Source organism: Arthrobacter sp. D1-29 (genome assembly GCF_054130585.1).
The window spans coordinates 2,060,344-2,078,182 of the sequence record NZ_CP096383.1; the positions used below are offsets into that span (position 1 = coordinate 2,060,344).

Here is a 17,839-nt window from a genome sequence, read left to right on the forward strand (position 1 = left end):
TTCGTGGCCGTGCGAGTAGCCAGGGTGAGCATCGAACCAATGATCAAGCGGATCATGCCCATCTTCTGGGCCCTGACCGTCGCCCTTTTCCTCGTCGCCTTCCTCCCTCAGCTATCCATGTGGCTACCCACCGTCATGGGCCTAGCGAAGCCGTAACACGTTCAGGCCTCTCGCATCGACGTCCCTGAAGCCAGACGTTGAGTAGCGGCTGCCGCTTGCTCCAGGACGGCGACCCGGTATCCCGGCTGGTACTTCAGGACCAGCCCAAGACCATCTAGGGCGACGTGATCAGCAGGTACGGACGGATTGAGGGCTAACCGCCGGGGCAGGCCGGAGCTTTTCAGTACTTCCAAGTACATGGTCATCCTGCTTGAGCACGCGGCGTAACTGAAAGGCGCAATCTTGCACCCCGGTTGTGTCCGTGTCGACGGCGAGGCTGACCGGGAAGCTTTCGGCAACTGCATACTCAAGAACCCATACTGACCACTGGCTTATCGCGATCCTGCTTCCGAGGCTGAAACTTCAAGGAATACTGCGATTGATCCCCGTCTGACGCGCTGCCTTGACGAGTCGGGATCGCGGACGACGCAAATGAGCTGTTATTGCCGCCGCTTCCTGGCCCGCTCGCCTCTTTCCGTCGTGGGGAGGAGTCTCAGAGCGGAGTCGATAAGGTCCTTTCGAGGTTCTGTATCGGCTGGCCTTGCCGTAGCCATCAGCGCGGCAGCGAGTGTGCGGAGAGGGCTTCCTCAATCCGGCTGTTGGACCGGTGCAGTGCAGGTGTGGCATGAGCGGAGTAATGGATACTTACAACTGTCATCTAACGGCCAGTTCGTTGTGAACCGGGCTGCTGACGACACGTGCTGCGCGTCGTGCCCGTCGGGCGGCGACTCCGTCGTAAGCGATAGCGATAGCGATAGCGATAAGAATGATGCTTTCGACGACTACCCGCCGCCAGAACGTGTCGACATTCAGGCCGTTGATGCCGTTGCGGACAGCTGCCATCAAGGCGGCGCCAATGAGCGTGCCCACAACAGACACGTGCCCACCGATGAGGCGAGTGCCACCAATGACAACCGCTGCGATCACGTCCAGCTCATAGTTGGTCGCGGCGTCAAGCGGGGATGCAGGCGAGACCGCAGTGAACAACCGGCAAGGTGCCCCCGCGATCCAACCGGCTCGCCGTCCTGCTCACACGGCTGCGACCGCTAGACCCAAGCTGTGGCAGGGGCCCAGCCGTAGTGCAATAAACGGCAACTGATGGAGCATGTGATGTGCTTCGTGTGAACCTGTTTACAGAACACATCATGATGCCCCGTTCCAGGCATCGCAGGTCAGCCCTACAGGCGGGCCCATATCTATCTACCCGAGGTCCATGTCGAAGGAGACACACATGATTGGCCGTTCAAGCCGAAAACACAGATTCCTTGCACTTGCTGTTGCCTTACCGCTCGCCCTATCCGGCATTGGCCTAGGATCTATGGGGGCCGCAACCGCAGAAAGCACGCAAGCCGTCGTTAATGACCTGCCGTGGATGAATACCGCGCTCACACCAGAAGAGCGCTCGAGCCTGCTGCTCAAGGCACTGAATCTTGACCAGAAGATACAGCAACTGAGCGGGGCACGTCCGGAGATCCTGCCCGACCTTCCCGAATGCTACGGAGGGCGCCATGTAACGGGTATTGCGGAACTGGGTATCCCGACGCTTCGCATCACCAACGGCCCCGTCGGCGTGGGACAGAACGACTGCGTCGACCCCGCACTGTTTGGAGACCCCAACGCACCGTCTGGCACGCCATACGTTCACCCTTCCTCGGCTAAGGCAACGGCGCTGCCGTCAGGCACGACGGTGGCTGCCTCCTTTGACCCTGAGGTCGCAGCCACTTTCGGCGGTGTCATTGCTGACGAGATGAACAACCTCGCGCTGCACGTGTTTGAGGCGCCGGGCCTGAACATGGCTCGGTTGCCGGTGCTGGGCCGGAACTTCGAGTATTTTGGTGAGGACCCCTTCCTTACGGGCACGATGGGTGTCGCGGAAATCCAGGCCGTGCAGGACAAGGGCCTGATCGCTATGGCGAAGCACTATGCCGCCAATGAGCAGGAAACCAACCGCAAGACTGTTCAGGAGACGGTCGACGAGCGAACCCTGCACGAAATGTATCTGTTGCCGTTCGAGATGGCTGTCAAGGACGGCGATGTTGCCTCGATTATGTGCGCATACAACTACGTCAACGCGGTTTCCTCCTGCGAGAACGAGTACCTTCTCACCGATGTGCTTCGCGAACAGTGGGGCTTCGAAGGCTACGTGCAGTCTGACTTTTTCGCTACAAAGAGCACGGTAGATACCCTGCGCAACGGTTTGGACAACATGATGCCGACCCCTCAGCAGTGGGAACCTCACCTGTTGAAGGCAGCGTTGGAATCCGGTGACATCGAAATCTCCCACATCGATACAGCACTCGATCGCCGCTATGTCCAAATGTTCAAATACGGCATCTTTGACCGGCCGCTGGTTCAGACCCCGATTGACTACGCCGCTGGCGGTGAGCGCGCCCGCGAGATCGGTGTCCAGGGCGGTGTGCTCCTGCAAAATAACGGTTCCCTGCCCATCAAGTCGACCGTCGAGGACGTCGTCGTGATCGGAAAGGCTTCCCAGGTCTACGCCCAACAAGCCGTTTCCGGCGGAGCCATACCAGGTAAAGCCGCCGGTTCGGACGGACGTGGCAGTTCGGTCGTTGTTCCGGCTTACGAAGTCGCCCCAGTCGAGGGCATCAAGAACGTTCTTTCCAACTTGGGCAACACCAACGCGAATGTGCGCCTTGTTCTGGTCGACGACGCGAACGAAACCGCGACCGTCGACGGTAAAGAGATCCCATTCGCAGAAGTGTTGGAGCAGGCCAAAGGCGCTGACGCAGTCGTCATGATGGCTGGCACCATTTCCACAGAGGGCGCTGACCGCGCTACTTTCACAGACTCTTCAGGAAAGACGCTGGTCGATGTTGGCAACAACCTTGACTGGTACGTTGACAACCTCGCTGCCGTGGCGACAGTAAATGGGCCTAATCAGGCAAAGAACAGTAACACTGTCGCGATGATCAAAGCAGTCATGGACGCTGCCCCTGAAATGGAGGACAAGACCACCCTGGTCCTCAAGGATAACGCCGGTGTCGAAATGGATCCTGCGCTCGTGGGTGAGCAAGGCCCGGCAATCCTGGAGGCGTGGTTCCCTGGCCAGGAGGACGGACATATCGTTGCCGACCTGCTCCTTGGTGCGGAGAACCCGTCGGGCAAATCGCCGGTGACCTTTCCCTACGCGGATAAAGGTTTTCTCGACCACGCTACAACTCGGCAGTTCCCCGGCGACATGGTCAACAACCAGCAGACTGTTGAGTACACGGAGAAACTGAACGTCGGCTACCGCTGGTATGACGCCAACGCAAGCGGGGAATGCGAGCAGGCCTCAGACGGATCCAATCCATGTGTCGCGTTCCCGTTCGGACACGGCCTGTCCTACACCGACTTCGAAATTTCGAAGATCAATGTTACCCCCAAGGTGTCGGACGGCACGAAGCCCTTCAAGGTGCAGTTCTTCGTCGAAAACACCGGCGATGTGGCTGGCGCTGAGGTGCCGCAGGTCTACATCAGCATGCCAGAGTCGGCGGGTGAGCCACCGAAGCGCTTGGTGGGATTCGATAAGGTGCAGCTCAATCCGGGCGAGAAGAAGAAGGTTGAGATCACCATCGACCCCTCTGCCACCAACCACCCGCTGTCCGTCTGGGATGCCGAAGCCGATAAGTGGACCACACCGGCAGGGGAATTTGACATACGGATCGGCAACTCCTCCGGTAGCACGTCGCTTTCGGACACGGTGACAGTCAAGGTGCCTGCCGGGCACACTCGCTAACCGTACACAGCAAGACCGCAAGACCGCCGGACCACGCAGGGTCCGGCGGTCTTTCTGGGTTACGAAACCGCGCGGATCCACGATGATGCATGAAAAGATGTTTGCCACGTGGTCGTGCTGCGCGAATATCCGGGCTGCACTCGATGGGAGATCGACCCGGGAGCGAGGAATACCAAGCAGTACTTCCGATATGTACCACCGAGTGCATGACGAGGCCAATGCGGTGGTGAGTGACTACGTGTGGGACTTTCTTTCTTTTCCGCAGCGCGACAACGGACACCGTGTCGACAGCAAGGCTAGGCAGCTCTGACGTATGGATTCTGGGGAGAAAAACGCCACGAAATGGAGGCAAGAAACAGCCCTTTGTAAGGCACTCCCCCGCCTATTTCTTAACGCCGATAATTTACCTTTCGTGAAGCTGCTTGAGCACCAGCCGGAGGCATACTTATGAGCCAACGTTTCCCCTTCGTGGAGATTTTTATGAGTGAGCCAATGCGGGCTCTGGTGCGGGCGGAAAGACCGGCGTAGCGTCGGTTGAACGATGAAGACGGCGGCCGGCGTTTGGTCCACGCTCTGATGGTCCAACCTGTGGTCATGGCGTCTCGGTAGGTCCGTTGAAGGAGCCGGGGATGGCTGGTTGGAATGCTGACACGGCGGCCGGGCCGTTAGGGGCCGGGACTGTCGTTTTGGTGGAGGGGACATCTTTCTGTATCTCGTTGTCGAACGGGGATATCCATCCGGGGTATCCGCACGGGGTTTTCTTCCAGGACACCCGTATCCTGTCCGGCTGGAATCTGACCATTAATGGCCAGCCGCTAGAGCCGCTGGCAGCGGAGACGAAGGAGCCGTACCGGGCGCTGTTCGCCTGTCGTGTTGCCCGATTGGATGGATATGCGGACAGCCCGCTGCTCGTGGAGCGTTTACGTGAAGTGGGAGCCGGGATCCAGGAGCAAATAACGGTACGCAACTATGGCCTGGATCCTGCCGAGTGCGTCGTTTCGCTGAGCGTGGAATCCGATTTCGCGGATCTGTTCGAAGTGAAGGAGGCCCGGATCCGCCGGCTCTGGGACGAGACCCGCCAGCCGGAGGATGGTTCGTTGGCCATACGTGCCGTCTGGAAGGATGTACGGAAGGGCGTCCTCGTCAAGGCCGACGGTGCCGAGATCACCGCTGAGGCCCTGACCTACCGGATGGTTGTTGCTCCCCAGGGCCAATGGACCACCGTGCTCAGCCTGGTGCCCCTCATTGAGGGCACCATCCTTAGAACGCCGTTTGTTCATCCAGGCGCCGGAGACTTGTCCGCGAGTGACCGGCGCCGGGAGGAATGGGTGGCGAAGATTCCGGTGCTGCAGATGGGAAACCGGTCCATCGAACGGACTTTACGGCGCAGCTACGACGACCTGGGTGCCCTGCGCATCGAGGACCCGAACCATCCTGACCGGGTCGTGGTGGCCGCGGGCGCGCCCTGGTTCATGACGCTGTTCGGCCGGGACTCACTGTTGGCCTCTGGCATGGCGTTGCCCGTGGATCCGTCCCTGGCCCTCGGGACACTGCAGACGCTGGCGGACCGCCAGGGCCGCGTGGTGGATCCGGTGAGCGAGGAGGAGCCGGGCAAGATCCTGCACGAGGTCAGGCTCGACGTCTCCAGCGGGTTGTCCCTGGGCGGCAAGTCCTCCTACTACGGGAGTGTGGATGCGACCCCGCTGTTTGTGGGCGTGCTCGGGGCGGTCAGCCGGTGGGGGTTCGCCGCGGATACCATCGCTGCGCTGCTGCCGCACGCGGACCGGGCGCTGGAGTGGATTAGTGACTATGGGGACAAGGACGGCGACGGGTTTGTCGAGTACGAGCGGCTCAACGACCAGGGGCTGATCAACCAGGGCTGGAAGGATTCCTGGGACGGCATCAACTTTGCCGATGGGCGCCTGGCGGAGCCGCCGATCGCACTCTGCGAGGTGCAGGCCTACGTCTACACCGCCTACATGGCCCGCGCCTGGATGGCTTACGACGCCGGTGACGTGCCTCTGGCGGCGGAGCTAACCGATCGGGCCGGCCGGCTGAAGAGACAGTTCAATGAGCAGTTCTGGATGCCCGACCGCGGATATTACGCCGTCGCCCTCGATGGCAAGAAACGGCAGGTCGACGCCTGCGCGTCCAACATGGGCCACTGCTTAACGAATGGCATTGTGGATGACGACAAGGCCGGGCAGGTGGCCGAGCGGCTGATGTCCCCGGAAATGTTCAGCGGCTGGGGCGTACGGACACTGGCAAGCGACATGCGCGCGTACAACCCCGCCAGCTACCACAACGGCTCAGTCTGGCCACATGACAATGCCATCATCGCGACAGGTTTGCTCCGCTACGGCTTCGTGGCTGAGGCACAGCGGATCTCGATCGCACTGCTGGAGGCGGCCGAGTACTCCGAGGGCCGGCTGCCCGAACTGTTCTGCGGCTTCAGCCGGGACCAGTTCGCCGCACCCGTTCCTTATCCAACGGCCTGCTCGCCGCAGGCCTGGGCGTCGACCACGCCGATTAATCTGGTGACGAGCCTGATGCGGTACGACGTGCATGTTTCCCGTGGCAGCCTTTGGATGGATCCCGTACTCCCTGATTCCTTTGGCGACGTGCATATTACCAATGCACCAGTGGCCGGTGGCCGGATCACCATCGACATCACCAATTCAGTACCGTCCGTCCAGGGCCTGCCCAGGGGCATGGCGTTCCACCACGGCCACCGGCCACCGCTGGCCAAACTCGTGCAGCAAGCCGGTCGGAAGCAGATGCCAAAGGGCGATTCCGCTGATACGTGAATGTCTGCTCGCACGATGGCTAAGAGGTGGTTAAGGCGCCCGGAGATTTGCGCATGTATGGTCGGCGCAGTCCGGTTCTGCACCCCGGGGTCTTGGGCAAAAACGCCACGAATGATGGCAGGAAACAGCCCCGGTCGCGGGCACTTCCCAACCATTTTCATAAGCCGCTAATGGACGTTTCGTCCAATTCTATAAAACAGATTTAGATGTCACGCAGCTTTGGCGCAAAGCCATTGCTGAATCTGCGTGTCCCCCAAGACCTGGATCGTCGTTTGGACCAGCTTGCTGCCGAGGAACATACCTCGACGTCGGCGTTGTTGCTCCAGGGGCAGAGCTGGTCCTGCAGCGTCACCGTCGGAGCCGTGAGATTGGAGAGGGTCTGCATTTCGTGATGAGCTATGATGCGGAGCTCCTGACGCGCCCTCAGGATGGGCGACCGAGTACCTTGAGATGGAGGACGCTTTGCAGATCTTGACCGGTTTGGGTTCCATGTCCGTAATATCGGGCTTCTGGCCTCGGGCTTGGCGAGGCCGGGCGACCACTGCGACGGGAGTGGAAGCCTATCTGCAGTTAGCGATGAAGGCAGCGGCTCTCATGGAGTTGGTCGCGCGGTTTCACCCGCTGATCGGCGGCAATAGACGCACGGCGTGGACGCTGATGGTTCTGATGCTCTGGATCAATGGTTACCGGTATGACTTCAACACCGATTCGGCGTTCGATCTGGTCGTGGGCTTATAGGGGAGCCTGTTCCGAAGCGTCCCAGTACTGTGTTGTCTGCCCACCCAGCCGAGGCGTGCCCTTTTCTCTCGCATCAACGCAAGGCAGGGCAGTTTTCATCATGGCAAAAGGAACAGCTGAAAGTCATCGCCGGGAACCTTCGAGGGGGAGGGGACGGAGAGGATCGAACCGAGCCGCAGCCGAGTTCGACTGGTGACTGGCGTGTCCGAGACGATGCTCGCAAAAAAGGCGCCGGAACGTCAGCGCTGGCTGTACTACTTCAGAATCCTCCGCTGAGATGCCTGAACGTTCCAGGACGGTGTTCACCATCGGTCTTGCCGGGGTTCATCGAGAAGGTGCCCCACGCATGGCAGGAGCGTCTGGAGGGCCGCCTGCTCGTCACCGCCGTGCACGTAGCGGCCCGTGATTTTGGGAGCTTCTCTCGAATCAGCCATGCACCCCGTTTGGCGAACACTATTGGTGAGTCTCGTCGGAATGTTGCCGTTTCCTACGAGTGCCAGTAGCATTCCGCTGAAGCAATGGCCGACGAATCTCGGAGACGCAATGGCAGTGATGGACGCACGTGTGGGCATTGTCACCGGTGCCGCGGGAAGGCTGGGCCGCCATATTGCGATCCTCTTCGCCGCTGAGGGCGGCACTGTTGTCATTAACGACGTGAACCGTGAGGGATCCGAAGCACTGGCGGAGGAGATCCGCGCCGCAGGCGGCACCGTCTCGCTCGCCGTGGGCGACGCGACTACCCTCGCGAGCGCGAGCGAGCTGGTGGAGAAGACGGTGGACGAGTTCGGGCGCATTGACTCGATCATCCTTGCGGGCGCGAATATGGCGGGTCAGCGCATTCAGACGATCGAGGAGATGTCCGAGGACCACTTCAGAGAGATCACCCTTTCACACGTGGGCGGGCATTTTGCCATGTTCAAGGCCGTCATCCCTCACATGAAGCGGCAGCGGTACGGACGCATCGTCGCGTTCGCATCTGCGCATGGCATGGTGGGCGACTGGGGTCGCAGCCACTACGCGGCAGGCAAAGGAGCCATCACGTCGCTCATGCGCACGGCGGCGATCGAGCTCGATGCCTGGGGCATCAACGTCAACGCCCTCAGCCCCGCAGGAATCTCGAGCGACGGCGGGACTCGCATGCTGCGGGAACGGGCGGGAGACCCCGCGGGAGTCGCGCCTCTCGCGGTCTACCTCGCCTCTGAGGACGCTGGCTACATGAACGGGCACGTCTTCGAAGGCTCCGGCTCGGGTCGCATTGGCTTGTATGGTCCCTTCGTGCCCCAGCATTACATGCATAATCCGAGCGGGTGGACCCTCGACGAGCTGCGAGAGATCGTGCCAGGGCTCTTTGAGGCGAGTTACACCAATGAGCCGCGGCAGCGGCCGGCGATGCTGCCCCGTGACCCGCTGCTCGAGACGCAGCCGGGGGAGATGGTCGACCACTTGCCGACCGGTCTCTCCCCGATCGTCAGCGACGGGCTCGGACTGCAACTGCTCAATCAGCTCGGACTGCCCAGCTACAACGAACCCGGCCCGAAGGTCACTCCCGACGAAAGGTAGAGGTTAGAGCGGGGCGGAAAGTCAGCAGGCAACTGGAGCACCGCTGCGCACCTACGACTCCTTCGCTCCGGAGCACATTAAGAAAGCCCTCAACGCCCTCTACGGCAGTCAGCCCGCAGGGGCCCAGCGCGCCTTCGCTGAACCCGCCGCCCCCTGTGCAGGCTCGCGACCAGGGCCGGCTCCAGCAGGAGGGTTCCGCGTCTCTCATAGTGCAAGAGATGGGTACGCCAAATGGGGGAGGCCCTGGCGCCGAAGTTAAAAAGTACGCCTGGGTATGCCAGCCCTACGCCGAAGAGGGCCCTCTGCCCTGGTGGACGGGAAGGTAGAGCGGCTCCTTCTCGACGCAGCATTCCCCGACGATGTGTTCCGCGCCCGGTCACAGCCGAACTCGAGGTGCCCGCCGCCATCGAGCGGCTTCTCTCCGACCCGCGGGTATCAGGCGTCAGTATCACTGGAAGTGTGCGGGCCTGTGCCAGCGTGGTGGCCCTGGCCGATCGGAAAATCAAGAATAGTTTGCTCGAGCTGGGCAGTCCTGTCCCGTTCGTCGTGCTCGATGACGTCGACCTGCAGGTTGCGGGCGCATGCGTTGAGAACACGCTTTATCAATACCGGACAAAGCTGCTTGCGGCCTAGCGGTGCATTGTCCACCACGCTGCCGCGGGCCGGCGTCTTCGGTTTCGTAGCCCGGTTCGTCTGTACCACCTTCAACGGTGGCTGCCAGTATCTACCCGCCCGATCAACCGCCACGAGTGCCTTAAGCTATATCACTTTGGATTCTTGGCCCTACCCGGGCTGAGTGAGCCGTTCCCGGTCTGATGCCGCTTCCTTTTTTGTGCAGGATAGCGGCTGTGCCGAAACGATACCTGAGCTGCGGGGGACTTCAGACAGCGGAGTTAGTGGATTCTTCTACGCAGCCAAGGCTGGCTGTGGATAACCATGGTGGACATCGTCAGGCCGCCGGTAACCGTGCGCGGAGTGACGGCGCCGGCTGTTTGTAAAACCCCTCGATATAGCGGATGGCGTCGCTCCGGGCCTCTGATTTAGTCGCGTAAGCGGGCTCTTCGTGGTCCGTGCGGAATTGATTCCGTGTCGTAGATGACAGAAGGGCCCGTGGCCCTGCTGGGATGAGTGTCTCTACCATTCAACCAGGAACAGGACCACGAGCTAACTGACCCTACCGGGGCGGCGTCCGACGCTGTCACCAGCTGCGAAGAACGCGACTGCCCTCGTCTATCGTCCTTCGAGTCCACCGCCCAGGTCCCGCGTCGTGCTCGCTCCACCATGCGGCTCCGGGACCATGTCGTGGACGCCGTCATCCGCTTGGGACAGGCAGTGTCCGAGACCGCCGCGGCGTTCAGGGTGTCATGGTGGCTGGTGCGTGCTGCGGTGAACGAAGCCTGCCTCCTGAGCCTGCCCGGTGTGGATGAACTCAGTCTTCGGATGCTGGGCATCGACGATGTCGGTGACGGTCGAAAAGTGAGCCATTGTGACGGTTGAAAACTGAGCCACCTGTTCCAAACGATTGGGTGGGTGATCACAGTGGAGGATTGGGCGCTTATTCGGCGGTTGCATCTTGCCGAGGGTGAGTCGATGAGGTCGATAGCGGCGCGGCTGGGTGTTTCCAGGAACACGGTCGCGAAGGCTGTCAGCGCCGATGGTCCGCCAACCTATGTGCGTTCTCCGCAGGACTCCGGGATCAAGGCGTTGGAACCGGCGATTCGTGCGCTGCTGAGGGAGAATCCGCGGATGCCGGCGACGGTGTTGGCCGAGCGCGTGGGCTGGTCCGGGTCCCCTGCGTGGTTCCGGGAGAACGTGGCCAGGATCCGGCCGGAGTACGCTCCAGCGGATCCTGCGGACCGGATCAGTTACGAACCCGGCGATCAGGCGCAGTGCGACCTGTGGTTCCCGGAGGCGCGGATACCTGTCGGGTCCGGGAAGCCAAGGGTTCTGCCGGTGCTGGTGATGGTGTCCTCGCATTCGCGGTTCATCATGGCCCGGATGCTTCCGTCACGGATGACCGGGGACCTGTTGGCCGGGATGTGGGAGCTGATCGGGTCCCTGGGAGCGGTGCCGCGGCGGCTGATCTGGGACAACGAAACCGGCATCGGCCGCCGGAACAGTTACGCCGCCGGAGTAGCTGCGTTCGCTGGGGTCCTCGCGACCAGGATCGTGCAGGTCAAACCCTACGATCCGGAGAGCAAGGGCGTGGTGGAGCGGGCTAACCAGTTCCTGGAAACCTCGTTCCTGCCCGGCCGGACCTTCACCTCACCGGCGGATTTCAACACACAACTCGGCCAGTGGCTGCCGAAGGCGAACAACCGGATGGTCCGGCGGACCGGGGCCCGGCCTGCGGAGCTGATCAAGCGGGACAAGGCGGCGATGCTGGGGCTGCCGCCGGTTTCGCCCGTGACCGGGTTCGCGGCGAGGGTCCGGCTGCCGCGGGACTACTACGTGCGGATGGGCTCCAATGACTACTCAGGTGCACCCGCAGGCCATCGGTAGGTTCGTCGACGTCACCGCAGACCTGGAAACGGTGAGGATCACCCTGGAGGGCCGCTGCGTCGGAAACCATGCAAGGTCCTGGGGCGCTGGCCTGACCATCACAGACCCGGACCATGTCGAGGCTGCCCGGACGATGCGGACAGCCTTCCAAAACCCCGCACCTCCAGCAGATGCATCCGGGTTGCGGGACCTGGCTGACTACGACCGGGCGTTCGGTGTCGTCCTTGATGATGGGCAGGTCGCCTGATGACCGAAGCGAAGGAAACAACCGGTCAGATCGAGTACTACTCCCGGGCCATGAAGGCACCCCGGATCCGAGAAGGTGCAGCACGGCTCGCGGACCATGCGCGCGAGGCCGGCTGGACCCATGAGGAATACCTCGCCGCGGTCCTGTCCCGGGAAGTCGCCGCCAGAGAAGCCTCCGGAGCCGAAACCCGTGCCAGAGCAGCCGGGTTTCCGGCCCGCAAATCGCTCGAGGACTTCAGCTTCGACCACCAGCCCGGCCTCAAACGCGACACCATCGCGCACCTGGCCACCGGAGCGTTCCTCACCGAAGCGTCCAATATCGTCCTGCTCGGCCCGCCCGGAACCGGGAAAACCCATCTCGCGACCGGGCTGGGGCTGCGGGCCACCCAGCTGGGCCACCGCGTCCTGTTCGCAACAGCCATCGACTGGGTTGCCCGTCTCCAGGCAGCCCACCAGAGCGGGCGGCTGCCTCAGGAACTGATCAGACTGCGCCGCTACGGGCTGATCATCGTCGATGAGGTCGGCTACATTCCGTTCGAACAGGATGCCGCGAACCTGTTCTTCCAGCTCGTGTCCTCACGCTACGAACATGCCTCGTTGATCCTGACCTCGAACCTGCCATTCGCCCGCTGGGGAGACGTGTTCGGTGACCAGGTCGTCGCCTCAGCCATGATCGACCGCATCGTCCACCACGCCGAAGTTGTCACACTCAAAGGCTCAAGCTACCGGCTCAAATATGCCCAGGCGGACTCCCTGCCCTCGACAAGACCGGAAAATACGGCAGAATAACCAACGTCAACGTGGCTCAGTTTTCAACCCACGAAATGGCTCACTTTTCGACCAGCGCTGACAGATGAACACCGGTTCCGGTCCGTGCAGTTCTTCCGGGGCCCGGAACCAGATCGTGGTCCGGCACGAACCGTGGATGACGACCATCGTCGATCTGGACGCCGGACAGGTTCGATGGGCAGGCCACAAGGGTGTGTGGACTGGATGCGGATGCTGCTCTTGCGAGCCGGAGACACCCTCACGGAGCATGCGGCACACCAGCGGCAGAGGTTTTCGCGGCCGACGGCGTGACCGGCAGGCTCGAAGCGGTGTGGAAGGTCAAAGAACAGCTGCGGGCCCTGCTGTACACGAGCTCCCCCCGATGCGGCAGCCGCGAAGGAAGAACTCAAAATCCTTGTCGAAGCCGCGGGCCGACTAGAAACCCACAAGCTCTACAGGACAGTGTGCCGGTGGTGGAAGGAGATCGAAGTCCTGATCGTCACTGGCGCCCACCAACGGCAACGTAGGGCCAACAATACCGGGATCAAACACATCAAACGCACCGGTCGCGGCTACTGCAACCCATGCAATTGCAAATCCGTTATTCTCATGAGAAGTGCCGTCCGGATGGCGGCATGACGCTCATCCGGAACAAGTTTCCCGACCAACCGGGCCGTGAAGTCCCGTCTGAGAAGGTCGGGCATGCGCTCCGCTGCTTCAGCGCCAGCCTTGGTGATGATGCGGAACTGCCGTGGTTGACAGGCCACCAGGCCGTGGCAGCGCATGATCTGTCGCATCCACTCGAGAGAGCACTGGGGCCGTTCCGCGGATAGATCGGCACGGATGCGCCGGTACCCGTAGGTGCCGTCAGACTCCTAGAAGTAGTGCTGGATCCTGGCGGTCAACGTCTGGCGAAGCGTTCGACTACATCGCCGATCCCGAGGCAACAACTGGTCATCACAGGCGCAACTCCTTTCGAAGGCGGATTGCACATCTGAGGGCTTCAGGATTCGCTGTCCTGATTCACGTGGACTACGCAGGGCTCGTGGGCTTCGAGGTCCTCGCTGGTCATCTCGACCTGATCAGAATGAAGATGTTTTACAGATGCACCTTGTGAGTGGGTGAATTGTGGATTTGAACGTTGGGAATTTGGCGAGGAGGACTTTCCATCACTCATGTTGATAGTCGGTCTTTGAGCCTGCTTAAGCAGCGCGCGTCAATCCACACCTCGTAGCCTTCGACTTTAGCTATGAGAGTCCTCTTTTCTATCCCATCTGCCGCCAGCCAGAGGGCGGACGAATCAGGCATGGCGCGGTCGACGAATCCTGACCTGAGTATTTGCTGATCGTGGCGAACTTCCACGAAGAAGCCGACCAATTGGCTCCAGTCGTCACGGCGGTACTGGTACATCAGAGCTTCCCTTCGCATGAGCAGAGGTCTTCCTTGAATGGGGGCGCAAAGAGGAACCCGGCCTGACTATTTCTCATTGCACCAGCGTCTTTGGAGTACTCAAACAGACTCACTGACGGCTCCTCCAGCCCTGGGGCATCGCGGTCTCTGCGGTCAATGCACACCTATTACCGAGCTGGCTGTCTGCTGAAAGCCTGATGACAGACCATCGGGACAGCAATAGTTGCGGTGGAGCACCATTAGCGTTGCGATAATTGATGGTCCGGGTGACCATCTCATGCTCCACCGCAAGTTTGGGAGGTCATCTAGCTCGTGCTAGAAGGCACGTTCCTGCACGCCGTTGTAGGTGCTAAGGGGGCGGATCAGCGAGTTGTCGGAGGCCTGTTCCATGATGTGGGCGGTCCATCCTGTGATGCGGCTGGCGACGAACAGGGGAGTGAACGTCTGCGTATCGAAGCCCATGAGGTGGTACGTGGGGCCGGCGGGGTAGTCGAGGTTGGGCTTGATGGCCTTGGCCTCGTCCATGGCGCTTTCCAGTCCGTTGTAGAGTCCCAGCAGTTCGGGTCGGCCGTAGTGGGCGATCATCTTGTCCAGGGAGGCCTTCATAGTGGGCACGCGGGAGTCGCCGTGCTTGTAGACGCGGTGCCCGAAGCCCATGACCTTCTTTTTGTGTGCCAGGGCGTCCTCCATCCATGCTTTCGCACGGGCGGCTGCTTCGTCCAGGGACTCTTCTTGACGTATCCCGATTTCATCGAACGTGTGCATCACGGCCTCGTTGGCTCCGCCGTGCAGCGGACCCTTCAATGCACCGATGGCTCCGGTGACGGCTGAATGCAGGTCCGAGAGGGTGGACGTGATGACGCGGGCCGTGAAGGTGGAGGCGTTGAAGGAGTGCTCGGCGTAGAGGATCATCGAGACGTTGAATGCCTCAACCACTTCGGGGACCTGTTCTTCGCCGAAGGCCATCCAGAGGAAGTTGGCCGAGTACCCCAGGTCGTCACGCGGTTCCATGGCCTCCTGCCCGTGACGGCGGCGCTGGTCGTAGGCCACCACAGCCGGCATCGCAGCAAAGAGGTCCATCGCCTTGGCCATGTTCGCCTCATGCGAGGAGTCCTCCGTGAGGGCGTGCCGGGCACCCATGACCGATGCGGCCGTCCGGCAGACATCCATGGGATGCGAGGTGGTGGGCAGCGCGTCGATGACCTGTTTGACCACCGGGTCCAGGGCGCGTCCTGCCCGTTCGCGTGCCGTGAACTCCGCCAGCTGCTCCGCCGTGGGCAGCTCTCCGTTCCATAGCAGGAGCGCGACCTCCTCAAAACTGCACTTAGCGGCAAGCTCCTGCACCGGGTAGCCCCGGTACAGCAGCGAGTTGGTTTCTGCATTGACCTTGGAGACGGCGGTGTAATCCACCACGACACCTGCGAGGCCCTTCTTGATCTCTGTGTCAGCCATGTTGAACTCCTTCGTTGCAATCTTTTGCTAGTGAATGTCGGGGATCTGGAAGTTGAAGATGCCGCGATCGAATTTGTTGTAAGCCTCGTAGTCCACCAGGTCGTAGAGGCGGGCTCTGGTGAGCATTTCAGGCACGCGTTCCTGCTGGCTTCCCAGGCTCTTGAGCGTGTCTAAAACACGCTCGGCGGCGCCCATGGCACTACGGAGGAGGGTCACCGGATATATCACCATGTTCACGCCGGTTTCCTGGAGCTGCTCCACCGTGAAAAGTTCGCTTTTCCCGAACTCGGTCATGTTGGCGAGGATCGGCACGTCTACGGCGTCGCGGATGGCCCGGAACTCGCTCAGGTCCCGCATAGCCTCTGGGAAGATGGCGTCCGCCCCGGCGTCGACGAGCGCCTTGGCCCGGTCCTGGGCAGCTTCCAGACCGTCGACGGCGCGGATGTCCGTCCTCGCCATGATGAGGAAGTTCGGGTCGCGCCGGGCATCCACTGCAGCCCTGATCCGTTTCGTGGCGGTGTCTAGATCCACTACGTTCTTGCCGTCCAGGTGGCCGCAGCGTTTCGGATTGAACTGGTCCTCGATGTGCAGGCCTGCCAGCCCGGCATTTTCGAGTTCCTGGACCGTGCGGGCCACATTCATGGGCTCGCCGAACCCGGTGTCGGCGTCCACGATGCACGGCAGTCCGGTCATCCTCGCGATCTGCCCTGCACGAGTGGCCACCTCTGTGAGGGTGGTCAGGCCGATGTCCGGCAGCCCGAGGTCGTTGGCCAGGACAGCGCCGGAGATGTAGACACCGGCGAAGCCCTTTTCTTCGATCAGCCGGGCAGAGAGCGGGTTGAAGGCCCCCGGGAACTGCTGGATGCTTCCGGAGGCAAGGAGTTCGCGGAGGAGGACCCGCTTCTCTTCGGGCGTTGTGTTGGAATAGAGCATTTAGAACAGCCCCTGGGGTGCGTTGCTGAGGTCGATGACACCCGGGGCGGCTGTGATGTTCAGCTGGTCCAGTTCGCCCGGACCGAGGTTGGCTAGGTCCTCGGCGGCAGCCAGGAAACGCTCAATTTCCTTATCCTCGACCAGGCCGGCCGCGAGCGTGCGGAACTTGGTCAAGTACTGGTGCCGGGCGAACGGCCGGGCACCGAGCGGATGGGCGTCAGCCACGGCGATCTGGTCGGTGACGACCGTGCCGTCGTTGAGAGCGATCTCCACAGACCCGCCGTAGGCCTTCTCCATGATGTCTAGGGAGTGGTAGCGGCGGGTCCATTCCGGGTCCTCATCGGTGGTGACCTTGTGCCAAAGTTCCACGGTATCCGGCCGGCCGGCGCGTTCGGGGGTGTAGGAATCCACATGATGCCAGGCACCGTCCTGCAGCGCGACCGTGAAGATGTACGGGATCGAGTGGTCCAGGGTCTCCCGGCTCGCGGTGGGGCTGTACTTCTGCGGGTCGTTCGCGCCGGAGCCAATGACGTAGTGGGTGTGATGGCTGGTTTTGATCAGCACAGACTTCACGTTGGCCGGGTCCGTGGTTTCCGGGTGTTCCCTGTGGAGCTTCCGGGCCAGGTCGATCCAGGCCTGTGCCTGGTATTCGGCAGAATGTTCCTTGGTGTAGGTGTCCATGATGGCGCGTTTGGCCTCGCCGGCCTCGGGCAGGGGGACCTCGTAGGAGGCGTCGGGGCCGTCCAGGAGCCAGGCGATGACACCGTCTTCACCTTCGTAGATCGGCACAGGTGAGGTCTGGCCGCGGATGGAGCGGTCCACGGCTTCTACGGCCATCTTGCCCGCGAACGCCGGCGCGTGTGCCTTCCAGGTGGAGATTTCGCCCTTGCGGGACTGGCGGGTGGCGGTGGTGGTATGCAGCGCCTGGCAGACGGACTGGAAGATGGTCTCGACGTCGAGGCCCAGCAACGTCCCGATGCCGGCCGCGGCGGACGGGCCGAGGTGCGCCACGTGGTCGATTTTGTGCTTGTGCAGGCAGATCGCCTTGACCAGATTGACCTGGATCTCATAGCCGGTGACAATGCCCCGGATCAGGTCCTTGCCGCTGGCACCGACGTGCTGGGCAACGGCAAGGACGGGCGGGATGTTGTCCCCGGGGTGGGAGTACTCCGCTGCCAGGAACGTGTCGTGGTAGTCCAACTCACGCACCGCCACACCGTTGGCCCAGGCACCCCATTCGGGGGACACACGGTCCGTGATGCCGAAGACGCTTGCGCCCTTGCCGTTGGTCGTCGGCGCATGGGTCATAGCCTGCGCGCGGGCAGCCACGATCGGGCCGCGGTTCAGCGATGCGATTGCGACGGACGCGTTGTCGATGACCCGGTTGATGACCATTTCGGTGACCTCGGGGGTCACCTCCACGGGATCAGCGGCAACTACGGCGATCTTGTGGGCCAACTGGTCCTCGCGGGTGAGGTTCTCTTCACTTTTGTAGACACGGACGTGGTTGAGCTTAACCATA

15 protein-coding genes and 3 pseudogenes are annotated in these 17,839 nt (G+C 61.7%); 10 read left to right on the top strand and 8 right to left on the bottom strand.

The features are described from left to right. Window positions 1–9 precede the first annotated feature (9 nt). Window positions 10–156 carry a hypothetical protein gene (locus M1E17_RS09505; RefSeq protein ID WP_457967676.1) on the top strand — a complete coding sequence of 49 codons (147 nt, stop codon included), beginning with the start codon at window positions 10–12 and terminating at the stop codon, window positions 154–156. Window positions 157–813: 657 nt separating this feature from the next. Here the strand turns inward: M1E17_RS09505 and M1E17_RS09510 are convergent. Next, a complete protein-coding gene (locus M1E17_RS09510) occupies window positions 814–1,146 on the bottom strand; it encodes a hypothetical protein (RefSeq protein WP_457966895.1) in 333 nt (110 codons plus the stop codon). 331 nt (window positions 1,147–1,477) lie between these two features. On the opposite strand from M1E17_RS09510, the gene M1E17_RS09515 reads away from it, so the two are divergent. From M1E17_RS09515 to M1E17_RS09530, 4 genes are all read left to right on the top strand, one after another. Next, entirely contained in the window at window positions 1,478–3,901 is a 2,424-nt protein-coding gene (locus M1E17_RS09515) for a beta-glucosidase (RefSeq protein WP_457966896.1), read from the top strand. 629 nt (window positions 3,902–4,530) lie between these two features. Then, window positions 4,531–6,708 (top strand): amylo-alpha-1,6-glucosidase, encoded by a 2,178-nt coding sequence (locus M1E17_RS09520; protein WP_457966897.1) that lies wholly within the window; start codon window positions 4,531–4,533, stop codon window positions 6,706–6,708. 206 nt (window positions 6,709–6,914) lie between these two features. Beyond that, the gene (locus M1E17_RS09525) at window positions 6,915–7,100 is read left to right on the top strand and encodes a ribbon-helix-helix protein, CopG family (RefSeq protein WP_457966898.1); all 186 of its coding nucleotides are present in this window, start codon (window positions 6,915–6,917) and stop codon (window positions 7,098–7,100) included. A 70-nt stretch (window positions 7,101–7,170) separates the two neighbouring features. Then, the gene (locus M1E17_RS09530) at window positions 7,171–7,446 is read left to right on the top strand and encodes a Fic family protein (RefSeq protein WP_457966899.1); all 276 of its coding nucleotides are present in this window, start codon (window positions 7,171–7,173) and stop codon (window positions 7,444–7,446) included. Window positions 7,447–7,748: 302 nt separating this feature from the next. Here the strand turns inward: M1E17_RS09530 and M1E17_RS09535 are convergent, their stop codons facing one another. After that, on the bottom strand, window positions 7,749–7,880 hold the full coding sequence (locus M1E17_RS09535; protein WP_457966900.1) for a hypothetical protein: 132 nt from the start codon (window positions 7,878–7,880) through the stop codon (window positions 7,749–7,751). 130 nt (window positions 7,881–8,010) lie between these two features. Here M1E17_RS09535 and M1E17_RS09540 point away from each other — a divergent pair, with 130 nt between their 5' ends. Both M1E17_RS09540 and M1E17_RS09545 read left to right on the top strand, forming a co-directional pair. Next, window positions 8,011–9,006: an SDR family NAD(P)-dependent oxidoreductase gene (locus tag M1E17_RS09540; RefSeq protein WP_457966901.1), complete on the top strand. Its 996-nt coding sequence runs from the start codon at window positions 8,011–8,013 to the stop codon at window positions 9,004–9,006. Between the two features lie 393 nt (window positions 9,007–9,399). Next, on the top strand, window positions 9,400–9,639 hold the full coding sequence (locus tag M1E17_RS09545) for an aldehyde dehydrogenase family protein (protein WP_457966903.1): 240 nt from the start codon (window positions 9,400–9,402) through the stop codon (window positions 9,637–9,639). A 273-nt stretch (window positions 9,640–9,912) separates the two neighbouring features. Here M1E17_RS09545 and M1E17_RS09550 read toward each other — a convergent pair. After that, window positions 9,913–10,057, bottom strand: a pseudogene (locus M1E17_RS09550) (IS3-like element ISAar4 family transposase); the annotation flags it as partial. 77 nt (window positions 10,058–10,134) lie between these two features. Between M1E17_RS09550 and M1E17_RS09555 the strand changes: the two are divergent. From M1E17_RS09555 to istB, 3 genes and pseudogenes are all read left to right on the top strand, one after another. Beyond that, complete coding sequence (locus tag M1E17_RS09555; RefSeq protein ID WP_457966905.1) at window positions 10,135–10,503, top strand: helix-turn-helix domain-containing protein; 369 nt, start codon at window positions 10,135–10,137, stop codon at window positions 10,501–10,503. 33 nt (window positions 10,504–10,536) lie between these two features. Continuing rightward, a pseudogene (gene istA / locus M1E17_RS09560) lies at window positions 10,537–11,755 on the top strand (IS21 family transposase). Continuing rightward, window positions 11,755–12,543 (top strand): IS21-like element helper ATPase IstB, encoded by a 789-nt coding sequence (gene istB, locus M1E17_RS09565; RefSeq protein ID WP_457966907.1) that lies wholly within the window; start codon window positions 11,755–11,757, stop codon window positions 12,541–12,543. Before istA ends, istB begins: the two are co-directional and overlap by 1 nt. Before the next feature lie 623 nt (window positions 12,544–13,166). Here the strand turns inward: istB and M1E17_RS09570 are convergent. The 5 genes and pseudogenes from M1E17_RS09570 to M1E17_RS09590 all read right to left on the bottom strand — a co-directional run. After that, window positions 13,167–13,463 (bottom strand): annotated as a pseudogene (locus tag M1E17_RS09570) (IS3 family transposase); the annotation flags it as partial. Window positions 13,464–13,695: 232 nt separating this feature from the next. Next, window positions 13,696–13,932 carry a hypothetical protein gene (locus M1E17_RS09575; protein ID WP_457966909.1) on the bottom strand — a complete coding sequence of 79 codons (237 nt, stop codon included), beginning with the start codon at window positions 13,930–13,932 and terminating at the stop codon, window positions 13,696–13,698. Between the two features lie 315 nt (window positions 13,933–14,247). After that, a complete protein-coding gene (locus M1E17_RS09580) occupies window positions 14,248–15,384 on the bottom strand; it encodes a bifunctional 2-methylcitrate synthase/citrate synthase (protein ID WP_457966911.1) in 1,137 nt (378 codons plus the stop codon). Window positions 15,385–15,411: 27 nt separating this feature from the next. Then, window positions 15,412–16,317: a methylisocitrate lyase gene (prpB, locus tag M1E17_RS09585; protein WP_457966913.1), complete on the bottom strand. Its 906-nt coding sequence runs from the start codon at window positions 16,315–16,317 to the stop codon at window positions 15,412–15,414. Next, window positions 16,318–17,838, bottom strand: coding sequence for an MmgE/PrpD family protein (locus M1E17_RS09590; protein WP_457966915.1), 1,521 nt, complete (start codon window positions 17,836–17,838; stop codon window positions 16,318–16,320). Window position 17,839: the final 1 nt, after the last annotated feature.

Coding starts and splice junctions, on each gene's coding strand:
- M1E17_RS09535 (WP_457966900.1), bottom strand. CDS start 7,880: ATGGCTGATTCGAGAGAAGCTCCCAAAATCACGGGCCGCTACGTGCAC.
- M1E17_RS09580 (WP_457966911.1), bottom strand. CDS start 15,384: ATGGCTGACACAGAGATCAAGAAGGGCCTCGCAGGTGTCGTGGTGGAT.
- M1E17_RS09590 (WP_457966915.1), bottom strand. CDS start 17,838: ATGGTTAAGCTCAACCACGTCCGTGTCTACAAAAGTGAAGAGAACCTC.
- prpB (WP_457966913.1), bottom strand. CDS start 16,317: ATGCTCTATTCCAACACAACGCCCGAAGAGAAGCGGGTCCTCCTCCGC.
- M1E17_RS09520 (WP_457966897.1), top strand. CDS start 4,531: ATGGCTGGTTGGAATGCTGACACGGCGGCCGGGCCGTTAGGGGCCGGG.
- M1E17_RS09575 (WP_457966909.1), bottom strand. CDS start 13,932: ATGTACCAGTACCGCCGTGACGACTGGAGCCAATTGGTCGGCTTCTTC.
- M1E17_RS09515 (WP_457966896.1), top strand. CDS start 1,478: ATGGGGGCCGCAACCGCAGAAAGCACGCAAGCCGTCGTTAATGACCTG.
- istB (WP_457966907.1), top strand. CDS start 11,755: ATGACCGAAGCGAAGGAAACAACCGGTCAGATCGAGTACTACTCCCGG.
- M1E17_RS09525 (WP_457966898.1), top strand. CDS start 6,915: ATGTCACGCAGCTTTGGCGCAAAGCCATTGCTGAATCTGCGTGTCCCC.